An 18,171-nucleotide genomic window follows, 5' to 3' on the forward strand; every position below is an offset into this window, starting at 1 on the left:
GAGGCCCCCATGAACTGGATTTCCAACTACGTCCGCCCGCGCATCAATTCGATTTTTTCGCGCCGCGAGGTGCCTGAGAACCTGTGGTCGAAATGCGATGAATGCGGCACGATGCTGTTTCACCGCGAACTGGCCGAGAATTTGAACGTCTGCACGTCTTGCGGACATCACATGCAGATCAGCCCCCGCGACCGGTTCGCGAACCTCTTTGATGGTGGTGCATTCGCCGAAGTGGCCGTGCCCGCGCCGACAGTCGACCCGCTCAATTTCCGCGATCAAAAACGCTATCCTGACCGTCTGAAAGCCGCCCAAAAGCAGACTGACGAAAAAGAGGCCATGTTGGTGGCCACCGGCGACATGGGCCGCACCCCTATCGTGGCCGCCTGTCAGGATTTCAGCTTTATGGCCGGGTCCATGGGAATGTACGTGGGCAACGCGATCATTGCCGCCGCTGAAAAGGCGGTCGAACGCCAGTGTCCGCTGATCTTGTTTTCCGCCGCCGGTGGCGCACGCATGCAAGAAGGCATCCTCAGCCTGATGCAGATGCCGCGCACAACTGTCGCGATTGAAATGCTGAAAGAGGCGAACCTGCCCTACATCGTGGTCCTGACCCATCCGACCACCGGCGGCGTCACTGCCAGCTACGCAATGCTGGGCGATGTGCATATCGCAGAACCCAATGCGCTGATCTGTTTTGCCGGCCCGCGCGTTATCGAACAAACCATCCGCGAAAAACTGCCCGAAGGGTTCCAACGGGCGGAATACCTGCTGGATCATGGGATGCTCGACCGCGTCACAGAACGCGGCAAAATGCGCGATGAACTGATCACGATCACCCGCATGCTGATGAACCTTGATCCAGCCGTCGCAGGTGATTTGCCAGCACCCGCTGATAAAACCGAAGTCGAGGACGTTCTTGAAGCGGCGACAGGCGAAGACACCAACGAATGACGGCCCTTTTGATCGGGGCTGGGCTCGGCGCGGTCCTAATCGGCACGCTCTACCGTTTGGGCGCGCTTGAGGACCGCAGCGGCATCGCCGTTTTACTAGGGGCCATCGCCTTGTTCTGGCCCGTCTTCGCCTTTCAGGCTAACGCAGGCACCGCCACGATCATCCTGCACTGCGTCGTCTTTCTGGCCTTCAGCGCGCTGGCCGCCTACGGCTTCAAAACCAGCGCGACCGTCCTTGCCGCAGGCATTATCGCGCACGGGCTGTTTGACGCCGCAACCTTGCTCACCGGCCACCCCGGCCCTGTTTGGTGGCCCGCCATGTGCGGCGGACTTGACGTCGTCGCGGGTGCTCTGCTCTTGTTTTTGATCAAAACGCAGCGGATTCCAGCCTGACGGGTCCCCTGTTTCATCTGGCCCGAAAAACTCCCCCCGGAGGGCCGCTTTCAACCCCGCACAAAGGCCCACCGTGATGCCCCAATCCTCCGACCTGATCCTTGACCGCATGATGGCGCTGCACCCCAAGGTGATTGACCTGACACTGGACCGCATGTGGCGGCTGCTGGGCGCTTTGGGCAACCCGCAGGACCGTCTGCCGCCTGTCATTCATATTGCAGGCACAAATGGCAAAGGCAGCACGCAGGCCATGATCCGCGCAGGGCTTGAGGCGACGGGCGCCAAGGTCCACGCCTATACGTCCCCCCATCTAGCGCGGTTTCATGAACGCATCCGGCTGGCAGGCACGCTGATTACCGAAGAGGCGCTGACCGAAGCGCTCGACCGTTGCTATGCCGCCAATGACGGCCGAGACATCACCTATTTCGAAATCACCACCTGCGCGGCCCTTCTGGCTTTTGCTGAAACACCCGCCGACTACACCCTGCTTGAGGTGGGCTTGGGCGGGCGGCTGGATGCCACAAACGTCATGACACCCCGTTTGTCGATCATCACACCGGTCGATTTGGACCACCAACAATTCCTAGGTGATACCTTGGCTGAAATTGCTGGCGAAAAGGCGGGGATCATCAAACGTGGCGTGCCTGTGATCGTTGGTCCGCAACAAGATGACGCGATGGATGTGATTGAACGCAAAGCCCTGCGCGAAAGCGCGCCGGTGCTGGCCTATGGCCAACAGTTCCACGTCACCCGCGAACACGACCGGCTTGTCTATCAGGACGAAACCCGCCTTCTTGATCTGTCGCTGCCCGCCCTGCCTGGCCCCCATCAAATCCAGAACGCTGGCGCTGTTCTGGCCGCGTTGACCCACCTCGGCGCGGATGAGGCCGCTTGCGAGGCGGCGATGACACAGGCCGAATGGCCTGCGCGGATGCAGCGGATCACGAGGGGGCCCCTCGTGGATCGGTGCAGCCCGGCGGAAATTTGGCTCGATGGTGGTCACAACCCCGCGGCGGGTCACGCGATTGCCGCGACGCTTGCGACGCTTCCGGAAAAACCAACACATCTGATCTGCGGGATGCTCAACACCAAGGACGTCACGGGGTTCATGGTGCCGCTGAAGCCTTACGCGGCGTCCCTCACAGCGGTGTCGATCCCCGGTGAGAAGAACACACTGCCTGCCGAAGACACCGCCGCCGCCGCGACAAAGGCAGGTATCCCTGCCCAAACCGCGCCCGATCTTTTGGCCGCCCTCGATGCGATCACCGCACAGACGCCCAATGCGCGCATCCTAATCTGCGGGTCTTTGTATTTCGCGGGCCACGTCATCCGGGAAAACACATGATCCGCGCAGCAGCCCTCCTTGCCGCCCTCACCCTACCCGCGCAGGCCGTGAAAGCCGCTGATTTCGAATTCTGCTGGCAGGGCGACAATGGCTACCGGATGGAAGGATTCATGACCGTGCCAGATGCGCTGCTGGATCGGGTCTTGATCACCCATGACGATGTCAGCGCCTTTTTCATCCAAGGGTTCCAAGACGATGTGCCACTTGGCGCGTGGGACCTGTCGCAACTGACGCCGCAGACGTCTTGGAACCTCAGCTTTGATCCGCGTGGCATGGTTTTTCCCACCGGCGGGATGCACGACAGCCCCAAGGGGCAAGCGTGGAATGCCGGTGGCCGTGCCGATGATTGCGGCGATCCGGGGTTCGGCTTTAATTCCGGCACCAACGCACAGGACCTTTGCGTCAACAACGTCTGGCGCACCGACAGCATGATTTCGCGCTACACCCGATTTCCGGTGTTTGAGGCCGGCACCACCGCGCTGGATTGTGGCGGCACAGCAATGCTCAGCAGCCTGCCGCAGCATCCGCCCATCACCCTCCGATAGCCCCCACTTCCAAAAAAACGAATCACCTCCTTCGTTTTTCCTTTGACGAGTGATTCGCAATCGCTCTATATCTTGTTTTTAAGTCTATTTGAGCGTCGGCCTGCCAGCCACACCACCACATCTTGCGCTCATATCGTTGGGGGACGAAGGATGAAACGCGCAATTTCGGCGTGCATTTTCACAGGACTGACAACCACCGCTTTGGCGCAGTCTCTCCCCGTGACTGATGATGCGGTGTTCATGTTCAACGGTCAGGAAATCACGATTTCGCGGACCGCCACCTTGCCGGACACCAGTTTCGATGTGGTCAGCCGTGCGTTGTCCGATTGTATCCAGCCCTGCCTGTCCCCCATGACAGCGGCGCGCAATGTGGCGACCGTTGGCGAATTGGACGTCATCGATTTTATGTCCACCGCCATCGAAGACGGCAGCGGCCTGCTGGTGGATGCGCGCCTGCCAGATGCGCGCGCCGTGGCACACATCCCGGCGTCCGTGAACATTCCGGCCGCAACGGTGGCCGAAACCAACCCGTTCCGCGACGAGATTCTGATGGCGTTGGGGGCAGAACACTATCAAGGCATCTTCAACTTCGATGGCGCGATGGACCTGATCATTTTTGATGATGGACCCGCGACACAAGACGCCCCGACCTTCATCACCGACATGCTGGCCGCAGGGTATCCGCCCGAAAAGATCAGCTACTACCGCGGCGGGATGCAGGTTTGGACGACCTTGGGACTAACCACCACGGGCAGCGCGCAATGACCCTCGCGCGCGTGTCTGTTCACCCTCAGCACGCGCTGCCAGCGTTCTGAGAAAAGGTTCTGGCGCATCGGCGCCGCACGATCTTGGCAGGGCGGGGGGGCGAGCCCGAGGGCTCGTCCTTCTGTTTCAACAGGCAACGGTGGCCGCCATGGGGCGCGTCCGGACCACCGCAGAAAAGCGTAAGGCGCGCCCCACGAAATATCCAAGGCCGAATGGCCGCCCGTGCAACGTCACGATCAGAGGAAAGGGCAAGATGGGACAGTTTATCAAAGCGGCAGCTTGCGCTGGCCTGATGGCGGCGGCCCCTGCGGCCATGGCGCAAGACGTGCGGATCACCACATTCAAACAATCAAGCACCTTTAGCCTGAACGGCGAAAGCTTCACCGTTTTCCGCAACCCTGACATCAACGCCGTGATTTCGGGCGATTTCGCGCGCACATCGCGCCCGTGCCCCACCGATTGCATCCAACCGATGGTTGCCGCCACGGGTGTGGCGACGTTGGGCGAACTCGAAGTTCTTGCGTTTCTGGAAAATACTGTGACCGAAGGCCGTGGCCTGCTGGTTGATGCACGCGCACCCGAAGACTACGGAACAGGCGCTATTCCCGGATCAGTCAACATTCCGGCCATCACCTTGTCCGAGGGCAACCGGTTCCGCAAAGATATCCTGCGCGCCCTTGGTGCCGTCGATATGTCCGATGGATCACTCGACTTTACCAATGCCATGGACCTGACGTTTTACAGCGGCGGAACATGGTCTTCTGACGCGCCGGACGCGATCACCCAACTGATCACAGCAGGCTATCCCTCATCAAAACTCTTCTACTACCGCGGCGGAATGCAGGCGTGGCTGTCTGTCGGCCTGTCCATCCTTTTGTCGCCCAACGGCTAACGCTCTGAAAGTATCTGACCTATGATCCGTATTGTTGTCGCCTTGACCGTCTTCGCTGTTTTCCTATGCGGTCTAATTATCTTTCGTCCCTTCGCAGATGACGGCGATCAGATCGCAGACCGTCTTGGCACCCCCGTCGAGGCCGAAGGTGCTATCACTTCTGAAGAAGTGACCCGCGCCGCGACGCCAGACATCACATCCATCGTTGACGAAGCCTTGGCCGCGACGACCCCGCTGACGATTGAACCTGAAACCGGTCTGATCGACGCCCCCCGCCGCGTGGACGTGCCCCGCCCCACCACAGACGACACCCGCTTGTCCGACATGACAAACAACGTTCTGGCGGAACTCGGCTTTGCGGGGGTTGAACCGGTGACGACCAACAGTCAGGTGCTGCATCAATCAACATCGGAAATTCTGGCCGGCATTGAGGCCGCGACGGGCCAGCGGTCCGTCCTGCAAGAACGCGACACGCTTGAGGCGATCGTGATTGCCGCACTGCGGTCGGGCACATCGGACGAAGACATTGACGCCATAGTCAACGATGCTGCTGCCGCAGGTACCGTTGCGGTGCCGGAAATTCTGGTGACGTCAGATGGCCGCGTGGACACCCACGTGCTTCTCAACAACATCGTCGTTCAGGCCCAAATCGCAGCCGGTGGACCGGCCCCCGTAATCCCCGAAGTGTCCCCCGACGAAGTGGACGGCATGGAAGTGCGCATCGTGCAGCAGGCAACCGAAGCCGTGCAGGCACGGTTCTACACCGTGCAACGGGGCGACAGCCTTGGTGCGATTTCGATCAAGTTTTTCGGTTCAATCGAACACTTCGAGGCGATTTTTGAGGCCAACCGTGGCCTGCTGTCCAGCCCCGACCGTATCCGCGTGGGTCAACGTCTGGTCATCCCGCAAATCGATAGCGTCTAATCTGACCGCCCCCAACCGACCCCCTGCATTTCGCGCAGGCGGCTGGCGGTGCGTTCGAATTCAAACACGCCCTCCCCTTCAAGGTAGAGCATCTCCGGCGCGGCGGCGGCAGAGGCTATCAACCGCACCTTTGCTTCATAAAGCGTGTCGATCAGGGTGACGAACCGCTTGGCTTCGTTGAAATTGGACCGGCCCAATCGCGGAATGTCTTCGAGGACAAGAACCCGAACGGCGTCCGCGATGACCAAATAGTCCGCAGCCCCCAGAAACACACCGCAGAGGTCGCGGAACTTTGCCCGCCCCACGCCATTGGCATAGGCGGGCAACACGACGTCCCGTCCCTTGACGCGCAAGGTCAACGGTGCAGCGTCCCCCTTGACCAGTTCGTGCCAGATTGCATCAATCTGTGCCCGTGCCTGCGCAGAATTGGGCGTGAAATAGGTAGGTGTTCCTTCAAGGACACCTTGCCTGTAATCGGTATCGCTGGCCAATTCGTGCACCTGCATCCGGTCTTTCAGCAAGGCAATGAACGGCAGGAAGAGTTGCCGGTTCAAACCGTCTTTATACAAATCATCTGGGACGCGGTTGGATGTCGTCACCACCGTAACACCGGCCGCGAACAGGGCCTCAAACAACCGACCCACAATCATCGCATCGGTGATGTCGCTGATCTGCATCTCATCAAACGCCAAAAACCGTACCCGCCCCGCAAGATCGGACGCCACGGGGGCAATAGCATCGTCCACCCCTTCTGCGCGCGCCTTGGCGATGGCTCCGTGGACCCACTGCATGAACGCATGGAAATGTTGCCGTTCCTTTGGGACCTCAATGAGGTCGTAGAGCAAATCCATCAACATGGATTTGCCCCGTCCGACCCCACCCCAAAGATACAAACCCTTTGGCCCTTCAACCGGCGCGGCTTTTCGAAACCATCCTGACTTGGGTGCCGCCGGAGCCTCTCGCACAGCAGCGCGAACCCTTTCCAAATCAGGCAAGGCCGCCCTTTGGATTGGGTCATCGCGCAATGCGCCCGACGCGACACGCGCCTCATATTCCTCGACAACCGTCACCATGCAGGCCCCCTTTGTCTCTGTCTCAAAAATATCCCCGCCGGAGGCAACAAAATTCTCGTATTTTGTTTCGCCAAAATTCCGGAATTTTGGCCCACCTTCAAAAGTTCTGATGTGATTTATCACATCTTCCAAATTGACCGGCCGACCGTCTCGGCCCAAAGTCCGCATATGAACACCTCTGCCCCCACACAAGCAAACCTTGTCACACCCGTTCTTGTTGCAGGCTGTATCGTCATCATGGTCAGCTTTGCGGTCCGCGCCTCATTCGGCGTGTTCCAAATTCCCATTGCCGAAGAGTTCGGGTGGGCGCGGGCTGAATTTTCATTGGCCATTGCGATCCAGAACCTCGCCTGGGGAATTGGACAGCCCATATTTGGCGCATTGGCGGAGCGATTGACCGACCGCAAGGCGATCATCCTTGGCGCGCTTGTCTATGCCGTGGGCTTGGTCCTGTCTGCCAATTCGATTTCACCCATCGGGCATCAAACCTATGCTTGGCTTGTGGGCTTTGGGATCGCCGGAACGGGCTTCGGGGTGATTTTGGCGGTCGTCGGGCGGGCGGCATCAGATGAGCACCGCTCTATGGCGTTGGCCATTGCGACGGCGGCAGGGTCCGCAGGGCAGGTCTTCGGCGCACCCTTGGCGGAATATCTTTTGACGCTCTTGTCATGGCAATCGGTTTTCTTGGTCTTTGCGGGTCTAATCCTCGCGTCCCTCATGACGTTGCCGATGATGAAGTCCCCCACGACCGCCGACAGGCAGGAGTTGGAGGAAAGCATCGGTCAGGTCATCACCCGCGCCTTTCGTGACCCATCCTACACGCTTATCTTTCTTGGCTTCTTCTCCTGTGGCTACCAACTGGCTTTTATCACAGCGCATTTTCCAGCAATGATCACCGAGATGTCCGGCCCGATCCTTCCCGGTGGCACCCTGCACAACATCGGCATCACCACGACGTCGGCCCTTGGTGCGATTGCGATTTCACTGATCGGTCTGGCCAATATTGCGGGGACACTTCTCGCCGGGTGGGCCGGCAAACGGTATTCCAAGAAGTACTTGTTGGCGGGCATTTACACCGGTCGTACCATTGCGGCGGCGCTGTTCATTGCCTTTCCGATCACACCAACCACGGTCATCCTTTTTTCCGTCGTCATGGGATCGCTGTGGCTGGCCACAGTGCCACTGACCAGCGGGTTGGTCGCGCATATCTATGGGCTGCGGTATATGGGGACGCTCTATGGGATCGTTTTCTTCTCACACCAGCTGGGCAGCTTTCTAGGGGTCTGGTTGGGCGGCAGATTGTATGACGCCTACGGGTCCTACACGACGGTCTGGTGGGTCGGTGTTGCGGTCGGGGCGTTTTCTGCAGTGGTGCATCTGCCGATCCGCGAAACCCGGTCACCTGCGGTGCCACAGGCCACTTAGGGCGGGTTCAGCGCTGTTTACACACCACGGCCGAGGTCTTCGCGCAGGACCGACGCCAGAATTTCGGTCGCCTCCGCTGCATGGGTGTAGGGGAACCGGTGATCGGCGTTGGTGATGACCTCTTGCCGGACGGACCGGTTCCACTGGGTCAACGTGCCCAAGGATTTGAGGGGGATAACCGCATCATGTTCGGCCCATAGCCCGACAACGGGGATTCCCTCACGGCCGATGGTCCGATGCGCATCTTCAAGACGTTCCGCCAAAGCGTTGCGTCGACTTGACAAGACCGACCGCAAAAACCCGCGGCTTTCATATTCGGCAAGCTGCAGTTCGATAATTCCCTTGATGTCGAAACTGTCGCCCAACTGCTGGCGGAGCGCGCGACGGTCCCGGCGGGCGACGACCACATGATGCAACCAATCCCCCAGCACCGGAATGCTGCGGGCCCATTCGGTCAAACGATCCTCACGCAGCCAAACGCCCCCACTGGCCAGCAAGATCAGGCGGCGCACATGGCTGGGGTATTGTGCGGCAAAGGCCGTCGCAATCGACCCGCCCATGGAATAGCCGATGACAGTCACATCTTCTGTCAGCTTTTGATGATCCATTAGGTCTTTGAGTTGCCGCACAAAGAACCTCGTGTCTTGCCGCCCCCGTGGCGCATCCGAAAAACCACGCCCGTAAAGATCATAGATCAACACCCGAAATCCAAGCTGCCCCATCCCCGTGGCAAGCGCGTACCAGACCGGACTGGGGGTAGACAGACCATGGACACAGACCACCACAGGCCCGCGCCCTGCCCCCAGCCATTGATAGTGTGTGACCCCATCCGTGAGCTTGGCAAACCGTCCTGGCGCTTTGGCGCGAAACGCATCGGCCCCGTGCCGCCTGCTTTCGGCCAACCACGGCAATGCGGCCAAACCGGCCAGCACGATTAAGGGGATCAACCAGCCCATCATGCCTGCCGCCCTTTCCAGACATCGAGGATGTAGCGGCTGGTCATCAGGTCCAGATGCGCGCCGCCGCCATTTTTGAACAAGGTGATATCCGCGTCCGACGTGCGTTTGAATGACGCCACATCATAGTAGTCGGCCAATACGTGATCCTTGGTGATCGCCCCCGTCGAGAGTGGGATCTTGAGTTCGCCGATGTGCCCAAGGGTGGTGTCGAAACTGTCCACAAAGACCCGTGCCCGCAGCAAGGCGTCATCGTCGACCTCACGCATATCGGGGCGGTAGGCGCCGATCAGATCAATGTGTTGACCGGGCTGGAACCACGCGCCTTTCAACACTGGCTCCGTCGTCATCGTGGCAGAGGTCACGATGTCTGCGGCTTTGACGGCGACCTCCAGATCATCGGCAATGGACACGCCGGGGCAATCACGCGCAAAGGCCTGAGCGCCCGCAGCAGATCGGTTCCAAACGGTAAACTCAGCCTGCGGAAAAGCTGCCCCATAGGCCTGCCACAAGGACCGCCCAACTGTGCCCGCGCCCACAATCAAAATACGTCTGCTGTCCGGGCGCGCCAAACGGCGTGCGGCCAAAAGGCTGTCGCCTGCGGTCTTCCACTTGGTGACAAGGTGGAAATCGAGGATCGCCTCAAGCTGGCCATTCGCATCAGAAAACAGGTTCACAGCACCATGGATCATCGGCTGACCGGACGTCCGGTTCTGCGGGAAAATCGTGGCGCATTTGATCGCCAGCCCCATCCCGTCAATCCAGGCAGAGCGGTTCAGCAACGTGTCCGGATCGCGGTACAAAAACACGTCCTCAACCTTGCCCTTGGGCAAGTCGTGACCTGCTGCCAGCGCATCGGTCAGCTGAAGCCAATCGAGGCCCTTTTGGCCGTCTTCAAACGGGATCATCACCGTCATGTCATGGCCTCTTTCGTCAAAAGTCCTTCGGCAATCAGGCGGTCCTCCCACCCCTGCGGGGTTTCGAATAAATGCACCTGCCAGCCCCGCGCGGCGGCAGCATCAAGGTTTTCCTGCCGGTCATCCGCAAAAAGCAATCCATCCGCAGGTACGCCGCAATCGGCCTCAACCATTTCGTAAATGCGCGCGTCCGGTTTGGTGACGCCCATATGGCCGGAGATATAGCGCCGGTCGAATTCTTCGAGGAACGGATATTCCCGCACGCCAATGTCAAAGGTTTCGATGCCGAAATTGGACAGGGCAAACACCGGCACCTCCGCCCGTCGGAGCGCCCGCAGAATACGGACGGAATAATCAATCACGGGGGCGGCCATGTCGATCCACCGGTCATGCCACATCATCACCTCGTCCGCCCAATCAGGGTTGGCTTGGGCCGTTTCGCGGATCACGGCCTCAAAATTCTGTCCTTGATCCACGCGGTCGTTCATGGCGTGCAAATCAATCGCGGCAAAGAATGCCTTGCGCCGGTCGGGGCCGATTGCGGCATCATAAAACCGTTCGGGCTGCCATTCGATCAGCACATTCCCAATGTCAAAAACAACAGCGCGCACGCCCATATCTACAGCCTTTTATATTTGGGTCAGAGTATCAGGTTTACGCAAATGTCAAAGACGTTTGGCCGCCCTGAGTTCACGTTCAAGCGCATCCAGAAACCGCGACCTGTCGGCTTTGGAAAAGGCGCGCCCGCCGCCTGTGCGAAACGGGTCTGCCGCGCGGATGTCGGCCATCAGGTCACGGGTGGCCAAAACGTTGCCAATATTCGCCGCCGTCAGGGCCTCACCGTTGTGCTTGAGAACCCGCGCACCAGCCTCAACACATTTGGCGGCCAAGGGAATGTCACCGGTGATGACAATGTCGCCCGCCTTCGCGCGGTCCGCGATCCACATATCGGCCACGTCCGGCCCATCCGGCACGATCACGGTGTCGACCAGCGGGTTCTGTGACGGTCGCAGACCGCCATTGGACACGATGAACATCTGCACACCGTGACGGGTGCCGACCTTTTCGACCTCCGCCTTCACGGGGCAGGCATCTGCATCGACATAGATCACAGGCGCCTCCGACCCGTGCGTTGCACGACCCGGAGGCGCGGTTCGGTGCACGGCACCGGGTCGGGCCGATTTACCGCCATAGAGCCTCTGCGTGGAAATTCACGTGGTCTTCCATAAAGGTCGAGATAAAGAAATAGCTGTGATCATAGCCCTTTTGCAGGCGCACTTGGCCGTCTTGTTTGGCGGCGGCAAAAGCACCCGCGAAAGCCTCGGTGCCCAGCAGGTCCCAGAATTGATCGTCCGTTCCCGTATCAATCAACATCGGGCCGTCGAACCCCCCGCCTTGCATCAGCAGCGCCGCGTCATGTGGACCCCAATTCGCCTCATCCCCCCAATAGGCCGCGAATTGTTTGCGGCCCCAATCGCTGACCGTCGGGTTGCAGATCGGTGCAAAGGCGGACACAGACCGGAACCGGCCCTTCAGCGCCATGGCCATTGTCAACGCCCCGTGCCCGCCCATGGAATGGCCGGTGATCGACTGTCGATCCATATCGAGCGCGAAATTCGCGCCCAACAGCGCGGGCAGTTCTTCGGCCACATAGGTCCACATTTTGTAATGCTCGGACCACGGTGCCTCGGTTGCGTCGATGTAGAACCCCGCGCCTTGGCCCAGATCATAGGCGTCGTCATTGGGGACGCCCTCACCACGGGGGGAGGTGTCGGGAAACACAAGTGCGATACCCTGATCCGCCGCCCAGGCCTGTGCGCCTGCTTTGGTCATGGCGTTTTCATGGGTGCAGGTCAGGCCCGACAAAAACCACAACAGTGGCACGGGGCCATCCTGCGCTTCGGCGGGTAGGAACAGGCCAAAGGTCATGTCGGTGCCGGTGGCGGTTGATGCGTGTTTGTAGACACCTTGGGTGCCGCCAAAACAGGTGTTTTCGGATACGGTTTCCATCAGGCGGTCCCATCATAGGTGGTCATGATTTCATCCAGAGGTTTCTTCTGTTTGGCAACGGCAGGAACTGTCGCACTGTCTGCGGGGTGACCCACGGCCAAGATCATGATCGGCTTTTCGTTCTCGGGCCTGTCACAAAGCTCATTCAGAAACTTCATCGGATTGGGTGTGTGTGTCAGACACGACAGCCCAGCGGTGTGCAGGGCGGTGATCAACATGCCCGTGGCGATCCCTACGCTTTCGGGCACATAGTAATGCTTCACCCGTTCCCCGTCGCGCATGCCCCAGCGTTGGGCAAAAATCACGATGAGCCAAGGGGCGATATCGAGGTGCGGTTTGGAGGCATCGGTGCCGATGGGTTCAAGCGCCTTGAGCCACGCATCGCCCCCGCCGCCGCCGTAGAATTTCTGTTCTTCGTCCTCAGCCGCCTTGCGAATGCGCGCTTTCATGGCCGGGTCACTGATCGCCACGAAATGCCACGGCTGCTGGTTGGCCCCACTGGGGGCTGTGCCTGCGGCCTTTACACAGGCCTCAATCACGGCGCGGGGCACGGGACGGTCGATATAATCGCGGATGGAATGGCGGGTGCGGACGTGGTCATAGAACCGCTCGGCCTCGGCCTGCATTTGCGCATCGTCGTAATCGGCACGGTCGGGCAAGGGCAGCGCCTGATAGGTTGGAGGGGATTGATCGGTCATGGTCGTGTCCTACAGGCTGACGGCGGCAATCACGACAGAGACAGTCACAACACTTGCCGCTGTCGAAATGAGAATGGAGGCGGAGACGCGCGCAGGCGCGACCCCGTAATGCTGCGCCAAGATGTAGACATTTCCCGCCACGGGCAAGGCCGCAGCAGCAATCATCACACCGGCGGCATAAGGATCGACGGGCAGCATCACCAAGGCGGCAAAAGCGACAGCCGCCGGATGCAACACCAGCTTGGCAAAGGACAGCCAGCCCGCAACGGCAACCTTTTCCGCAGACTTGGTGGCCAGCGAGGCCCCGATCGCAAACAATGCACCCGGCGTCGCAGCGGCCCCGAGGATGGACAGAAATTCATTTGCCGGTTTGGGGATCGGCAGGCCAAGGCCAGAAACGATCAACCCCAGCGAGATCGAAACGATCATCGGGTTTTTCAGCAAACCCAGCCCCACGGTTCGCAGCACGCCCAAGGACATGCGCCCGTCGCGGGACCCGGTGATCAGGATCACGATGAGCGACCCAAAAACGATCAGGTCCACGGCCAAGACCAACATCACAGGTCCAATCGCACCTTCGCCCAGCAACAACACCAACATCGGAATACCCAAGAAGCCGACATTGCCGATGACCGCGCATTGCGCCTCAACGGCTGCTTCCTCAATCCCGCGTTTGCGGATCAACGCCACGCCGGTGGCCAACAGGTACACGAACAGCGTACCCCACAGATAGGCCAGCACAAACGGCAGATCGAAAATCGCCGCCAGCGACAGGTTGGCCGAAAACCGGAACAACATGGCCGACAGCGCGAAGTAAAAGACGAATTTCGTCAGATAGGCCGTCGCCTCAGGCGTGAAAAAGCCCGTGCGCCCCGCGCCATAGCCCAGCCCGATCAGGGCAAAAAACGGCAGCGTCTGAAGAAAAATGTCCCACATGACTTAGGGTTAGCACCCTCAGGCCACGTACTAAAGCCGCTAACCGCTGCCGATCAAAATACCCACGCCCAAAACCAGCGCGCCACCCACCACGACCTGAAGGGCTGCACGAAAGAAAGGCGTTTGCATGTAGCGGTTCTGAATCCACGCAATCGCCCAAAGTTCAACAAACACAACAGCGATTGCGATGACGGTCGCCGTCCAGAAATCGGTGATCAGGTAGGGCAACGCATGCCCCAACCCGCCCAAGGTGGTCATCACACCCGATGCAAAGCCCCGTTTCACAGGCGATCCGCGTCCGGAAATCTGTCCGTCGTCACTGGCGGCTTCGGTGAACCCCATGGAAATACCCGCCCCGACAGAGGCCGCGAGGCCGACCAAGAAGGTCGTCCAAGTGTCTTGTGTCGCAAAGGCCGTGGCAAAAATCGGGGCGAGGGTCGAAACCGACCCGTCCATCAACCCTGCCAATCCAGGCTGGACCCATGTCAAAACAAACTGACGGTGGGCCGCGTCCTTTTCATCGCGATCAACGTCCGGCGTGACCGTGGCGTCCATCAAGGCGTCGGCTTTGTCGGAATGGCCCGCTTCTGCTGCGGCCAGATCGCCCAGCAAGGCACGTGTGGCAGCGTCCGACGTGCGCGCGGCGGCGGCTTCATAAAACCGCTGGGCGTCACGCTCCATCTGGCGCGCTTCGTCCCGCATCCGGTCAAGGCCGAGGTTTTCGATAAGCCAAACCGGACGACGTGCATAAAAGCCCGCCACATGTTCTCGCCGGATCAGGGGGATCACCTCCCCGAACCGCGCTTGATGAAGGTCAATCAAACGGCGCCGGTGTTCGTCCTCCTCTGCGGCCATCGCCGCAAAAACTGAGGCCGACGCAGGATAATCCGCACGCATCCGGTCAGCGTAGGTGCGGTAAATGCGGGCATCGTCCTCCTCCGACGAAATCGCAAGGGCGATGACCTCTTGCTCGGTCAGATCGGCAAAGCGGCGGCGGTGGGATACTCCGGGGATCATGACGTACCTCATTTTAGAATGTTTCTAATGTAAGCGAGCTTTGGCAAGGATCAAGCACCTTGTATCGCATCGATGTCACCCTACCTGACTTGTCCATACTGAACGGACCAGTTTAAGATACCGGATCAGGGAGAGACGCATGGCAGACGGACAACCTACGGTCAAACGTGGGCGCAAATTCGATCAGGTGCTGGCCGGGGCCACGGATATTTTCATGTCCGACGGGTTCGAAGGCGCAAGCGTCGATGACATCGCGCGCGCCGCAGGCGTGTCCAAGGCGACGTTATATTCCTACTTTCCCGACAAGCGCCTGCTGTTCATGGAAGTCGCCAAAGCGGAATGCTTGCGGCAGGCCGAAGAGGCATTTGACACCGTCAGCATGGATCAGGATGTGCGCACAATCCTGACCGAGGCTGCGTGGCAAATGGTGTGTTTTTTCACGTCTGATTTTGGCCAACGAGTCTTCCGCCTGTGCGTGGCCGAAAGTGACCGATTCCCCGAATTGGGACGGGAGTTTTACGAAAGCGGCCCGGCCTTGGCCCGCCAGCGGATGATCGAATTCATGGAAGCCGGTATCACGCGGGGGCAATTGGTGATTGATGATTTGCCGCTGGCGGCTGACCAATTCGGTGAATTGTGCAAGGCTGACCTGTTCCCGCGTCTGGTGTTCTGCATGGACACATCTTTTGACGACGCGCAGAAAAAGCGCATCGTTGACGGCGCGGTTGAAACGTTCATGGCCCGCTACGGCAGCTGAGCCACGGCCTCGAAAATCGCCAGCTCAGCCGTTGACAAAGCATCGCTTTCCTCACCCATGGGCACCCCGTTGAGGGCATAGGCGAAGCACAGATCAGCCTCAGCATCCCACCACACGCCCCCGTTGAACCCATAGGCATTGCCAAAGTGACCAACCAGCGGGCGGGGATAGAACGGCGGATCGGGCAGAATTTGTTCGCCTGCGCCGTAGTCTTGGAACAGGCCGTTTTCGTAGACACCGGGGCCGTCGGTCTGTCGCCATAGGGGCCTGCGCGCAACGCCCGCACCGGCGATCGCCAGCGTTAACATGCCCTGAAGGGACATCCGCAACCCACCTTGGGGCGAAAACCGTGCCGTGTGTTGGCCAAGTATATAGCTTTCACCGATGCGCGCTTCATCAGGAGGGGCATCGATCATTGCCACAAACTCCGGCCCGTCCCGACGGAAGGTCGGCACAGATGGCGCGTCAGTCAGGCCCGCCCAATTAAAGCCAGCCTCGATCCCATGGGGCGACAGAACGTCCGCGACCAACAGATCAAAACGCTGCCCCGACACAACCTCGGCTGCGGCGGCCAACAAGATGTAGCCAAGATTGGAATATTCAAAGAACGACCCCGGCGCGTGCGGACCAAAGGCCGTGGCCGCCGTCCACCCCTCAGCCAGCGTACCATCAAACCCGTATCCATGTGCATCCGACAGACCCGATGTGTGGGTCATCAACATGCCCAAAGTCACCGCTGTGTCGGGGAACTGCGGATGGCGCAGATCAAGGCCGAGTATCTCCCCCGCGTCGACCGCATAGGGGCGATCCAGCCCCGCGGCCCCTGCCGCGACTTCAAATGCGGCGGCGGTGACGATCTTGGACACTGACGCGACACGGAACAGCGTCTTTTCGTCGGCGGTCACGCCGTCGGCGCAGGCGGTGGCAAAGGCGGGCGGGCCGCCACGGGATACGCCGACGCCACAAAACGCAAAAGGCCCGGACTGCTGAACAGACCGGGCCAGTTTATCAAGGACCGCGATCAATAGAGGACGACCGACCGGATACTTTCACCCTTATGCATCAGATCAAAGCCTTTGTTGATGTCATCCAGACCCATGGTGTGGGTGATCATTGGATCGATCTCAATCTTGCCGTCCATGTACCAATCGACGATCTGCGGCACATCTGTCCGGCCCCGCGCCCCGCCAAAGGCCGTGCCGCGCCAGCTGCGCCCTGTGACCAACTGGAACGGACGCGTGCTGATCTCAGCACCCGCTGGCGCCACCCCGATGATAATGCTTTCGCCCCAACCTTTGTGCGCGGATTCCAGCGCCGTGCGCATGACGTCTACGTTGCCGGTGGCGTCAAAGGTATAATCTGCCCCGCCCTTGGTGAGTGCCACCAGATGGGCCACCATATCGCCGTCCACATCCTTTGGGTTCACAAAGTCGGTCATGCCGAACCGCGTCGCCATCTCGACCTTGGACGGGTTCAGATCAACGCCGACGATCTGGTCAGCACCGGCCAAACGCAGCCCTTGGATGACGTTCAGGCCAATGCCCCCAAGGCCAAAGACAATCGCGCGGCTGCCGATTTCGACTTTGGCGGTGTTGATGACCGCACCGATGCCGGTCGTCACACCGCAGCCGATGTAGCAAATCTTATCAAAGGGCGCATCTTCGCGGACCTTGGCCAGCGCAATTTCTGGCACCACGGTATGGTTCGCAAAGGTCGAACAGCCCATGTAATGCAGGATCGGGTCCCCATCGAGGGTTGTGAACCGTGATGACCCGTCGGGCATCAGGCCCTGACCTTGGGTGCTGCGGATCGACTGACACAGATTGGTTTTGGGGTTCAGACAATATTCACACTCGCGACATTCGGGGGTGTAGAGGGGGATGACATGATCCCCCTTCTTCAGCGTCGTCACGCCAGGGCCCACATCCACAACAACGCCCGCGCCCTCATGCCCCAGAATGGCCGGAAACAGCCCTTCAGGGTCCGCGCCCGACAGGGTGAATTCGTCCGTGTGGCAAATGCCGGTCGCTTTGATTTCAACCAGAACTTCCCCTTCGCGGGGACCGTCCAGATTGACCTCCATCACTTCAAGGGGTTTGCCCGCTTGGATGGCTACGGCGGCGCGTGTACGCATGATGTGTCCTCCTATATTTGCGGCTAACCTGTGGGAAACGGCGGCGCCATGCAATCCCCGTTGCGTCACAATCACCGCTGGAGGATAGTGGGGCCATGAAACATATTCTGATGCTTGCCCCGTTTGTGGTCCTTGCCGCCTGTGCGGAACCCGCACCGCAAAGACCAACTTTGCCGCCCGTGCCTGCCGCGGGCGCGGACACCTGCAACGCAGGCCGTCACGTGAATTTGGTAGGGCAAGACGCAACCGCGCTTGAACGTGTCTTAATCATGGGCCCCGTGCGCGTCATCCGCCCCGGTCAGGCTGTCACGATGGATTTCCGCCCAGACCGGATCAATTTCAACATCGGTGCGGACAACCGGATCCTGTCTGTATCATGTAATTGAGATCACCGAAGTCACCTCGGACGCACCACTGGGTGGGGGCTAATAGAT

21 protein-coding genes are annotated in these 18,171 nt (G+C 59.8%); 10 read left to right on the top strand and 11 right to left on the bottom strand.

What is annotated here, in order from left to right:
- Nucleotides 1-9 precede the first annotated feature (9 nt).
- The 7 genes from accD (at nucleotide 10) to ACTG36_RS00340 (ending at nucleotide 5,814) form a co-directional block, all read left to right on the top strand.
- On the top strand, nucleotides 10-951 hold the full coding sequence (gene accD / locus ACTG36_RS00310) for an acetyl-CoA carboxylase, carboxyltransferase subunit beta (RefSeq protein WP_375279346.1): 942 nt from the start codon (nucleotides 10-12) through the stop codon (nucleotides 949-951).
- A complete protein-coding gene (locus ACTG36_RS00315; protein WP_375279347.1) occupies nucleotides 948-1,343 on the top strand; it encodes a hypothetical protein in 396 nt (131 codons plus the stop codon). Before accD ends, ACTG36_RS00315 begins: the two co-directional genes overlap by 4 nt.
- Nucleotides 1,344-1,419: 76 nt before the next feature.
- Entirely contained in the window at nucleotides 1,420-2,688 is a 1,269-nt protein-coding gene (locus ACTG36_RS00320; RefSeq protein ID WP_375279348.1) for a bifunctional folylpolyglutamate synthase/dihydrofolate synthase, read from the top strand.
- Nucleotides 2,685-3,233 (top strand): hypothetical protein, encoded by a 549-nt coding sequence (locus ACTG36_RS00325; protein WP_375279349.1) that lies wholly within the window; start codon nucleotides 2,685-2,687, stop codon nucleotides 3,231-3,233. The genes ACTG36_RS00320 and ACTG36_RS00325 overlap by 4 nt, the downstream gene beginning before the upstream one ends.
- Nucleotides 3,234-3,383: 150 nt before the next feature.
- Nucleotides 3,384-3,998: a rhodanese-like domain-containing protein gene (locus ACTG36_RS00330; protein WP_375279350.1), complete on the top strand. Its 615-nt coding sequence runs from the start codon at nucleotides 3,384-3,386 to the stop codon at nucleotides 3,996-3,998.
- Between the two features lie 253 nt (nucleotides 3,999-4,251).
- A complete protein-coding gene (locus tag ACTG36_RS00335) occupies nucleotides 4,252-4,890 on the top strand; it encodes a rhodanese-like domain-containing protein (protein WP_375279351.1) in 639 nt (212 codons plus the stop codon).
- Between the two features lie 21 nt (nucleotides 4,891-4,911).
- Nucleotides 4,912-5,814: a LysM peptidoglycan-binding domain-containing protein gene (locus ACTG36_RS00340; protein WP_375279352.1), complete on the top strand. Its 903-nt coding sequence runs from the start codon at nucleotides 4,912-4,914 to the stop codon at nucleotides 5,812-5,814.
- On the opposite strand, the gene zapE is transcribed toward ACTG36_RS00340, so the two are convergent.
- Complete coding sequence (gene zapE, locus ACTG36_RS00345; RefSeq protein WP_375279353.1) at nucleotides 5,811-6,887, bottom strand: cell division protein ZapE; 1,077 nt, start codon at nucleotides 6,885-6,887, stop codon at nucleotides 5,811-5,813. The two genes, ACTG36_RS00340 and zapE, sit on opposite strands and share 4 nt — an antisense overlap.
- 168 nt (nucleotides 6,888-7,055) lie before the next feature.
- On the opposite strand from zapE, the gene ACTG36_RS00350 reads away from it, so the two are divergent.
- Nucleotides 7,056-8,312: an MFS transporter gene (locus ACTG36_RS00350; protein WP_375279354.1), complete on the top strand. Its 1,257-nt coding sequence runs from the start codon at nucleotides 7,056-7,058 to the stop codon at nucleotides 8,310-8,312.
- A 17-nt stretch (nucleotides 8,313-8,329) separates the two neighbouring features.
- Here the strand turns inward: ACTG36_RS00350 and ACTG36_RS00355 are convergent, their stop codons facing one another.
- The 8 genes from ACTG36_RS00355 to mbfA all read right to left on the bottom strand — a co-directional run bounded on the left by ACTG36_RS00355 (nucleotide 8,330) and on the right by mbfA (nucleotide 14,846).
- Nucleotides 8,330-9,271 (bottom strand): alpha/beta fold hydrolase, encoded by a 942-nt coding sequence (locus ACTG36_RS00355; RefSeq protein WP_375279355.1) that lies wholly within the window; start codon nucleotides 9,269-9,271, stop codon nucleotides 8,330-8,332.
- Nucleotides 9,268-10,185 carry an ornithine cyclodeaminase family protein gene (locus tag ACTG36_RS00360; protein ID WP_375279356.1) on the bottom strand — a complete coding sequence of 306 codons (918 nt, stop codon included), beginning with the start codon at nucleotides 10,183-10,185 and terminating at the stop codon, nucleotides 9,268-9,270. Before ACTG36_RS00360 ends, ACTG36_RS00355 begins: the two co-directional genes overlap by 4 nt.
- Nucleotides 10,182-10,802 (bottom strand): HAD family hydrolase, encoded by a 621-nt coding sequence (locus tag ACTG36_RS00365; protein ID WP_375279357.1) that lies wholly within the window; start codon nucleotides 10,800-10,802, stop codon nucleotides 10,182-10,184. The genes ACTG36_RS00360 and ACTG36_RS00365 overlap by 4 nt, the downstream gene beginning before the upstream one ends.
- A gap of 48 nt (nucleotides 10,803-10,850) precedes the next feature.
- Nucleotides 10,851-11,297, bottom strand: a complete 447-nt coding sequence (locus ACTG36_RS00370; RefSeq protein WP_375279358.1) for a YaiI/YqxD family protein — start codon at nucleotides 11,295-11,297, stop codon at nucleotides 10,851-10,853.
- A gap of 70 nt (nucleotides 11,298-11,367) precedes the next feature.
- Nucleotides 11,368-12,195, bottom strand: coding sequence for an S-formylglutathione hydrolase (gene fghA / locus ACTG36_RS00375; protein WP_375279359.1), 828 nt, complete (start codon nucleotides 12,193-12,195; stop codon nucleotides 11,368-11,370).
- Nucleotides 12,195-12,893: a nitroreductase family protein gene (locus ACTG36_RS00380; RefSeq protein ID WP_375279360.1), complete on the bottom strand. Its 699-nt coding sequence runs from the start codon at nucleotides 12,891-12,893 to the stop codon at nucleotides 12,195-12,197. Before ACTG36_RS00380 ends, fghA begins: the two co-directional genes overlap by 1 nt.
- 9 nt (nucleotides 12,894-12,902) lie before the next feature.
- A complete protein-coding gene (locus ACTG36_RS00385; RefSeq protein WP_375279361.1) occupies nucleotides 12,903-13,829 on the bottom strand; it encodes an AEC family transporter in 927 nt (308 codons plus the stop codon).
- Between the two features lie 39 nt (nucleotides 13,830-13,868).
- Nucleotides 13,869-14,846, bottom strand: a complete 978-nt coding sequence (gene mbfA, locus ACTG36_RS00390) for an iron exporter MbfA (protein ID WP_375279362.1) — start codon at nucleotides 14,844-14,846, stop codon at nucleotides 13,869-13,871.
- Between the two features lie 139 nt (nucleotides 14,847-14,985).
- Between mbfA and ACTG36_RS00395 the strand changes: the two genes are divergently transcribed.
- Complete coding sequence (locus tag ACTG36_RS00395; RefSeq protein WP_375279363.1) at nucleotides 14,986-15,603, top strand: TetR/AcrR family transcriptional regulator; 618 nt, start codon at nucleotides 14,986-14,988, stop codon at nucleotides 15,601-15,603.
- On the opposite strand, the gene ACTG36_RS00400 is transcribed toward ACTG36_RS00395, so the two are convergent.
- Nucleotides 15,591-16,628 (bottom strand): serine hydrolase domain-containing protein, encoded by a 1,038-nt coding sequence (locus tag ACTG36_RS00400; protein ID WP_439141174.1) that lies wholly within the window; start codon nucleotides 16,626-16,628, stop codon nucleotides 15,591-15,593. The two genes, ACTG36_RS00395 and ACTG36_RS00400, sit on opposite strands and share 13 nt — an antisense overlap.
- Nucleotides 16,625-17,737: an S-(hydroxymethyl)glutathione dehydrogenase/class III alcohol dehydrogenase gene (locus ACTG36_RS00405; RefSeq protein ID WP_375279365.1), complete on the bottom strand. Its 1,113-nt coding sequence runs from the start codon at nucleotides 17,735-17,737 to the stop codon at nucleotides 16,625-16,627. Before ACTG36_RS00405 ends, ACTG36_RS00400 begins: the two co-directional genes overlap by 4 nt.
- Before the next feature lie 95 nt (nucleotides 17,738-17,832).
- Here ACTG36_RS00405 and ACTG36_RS00410 point away from each other — a divergent pair, with 95 nt between their 5' ends.
- Complete coding sequence (locus tag ACTG36_RS00410) at nucleotides 17,833-18,123, top strand: I78 family peptidase inhibitor (RefSeq protein WP_375279366.1); 291 nt, start codon at nucleotides 17,833-17,835, stop codon at nucleotides 18,121-18,123.
- Nucleotides 18,124-18,171 lie beyond the last annotated feature (48 nt).

Origin of the sequence: Pseudooctadecabacter sp., assembly GCF_965657175.1 — a bacterium.
Taxonomy (GTDB): Bacteria; Pseudomonadota; Alphaproteobacteria; order Rhodobacterales; family Rhodobacteraceae; genus Octadecabacter.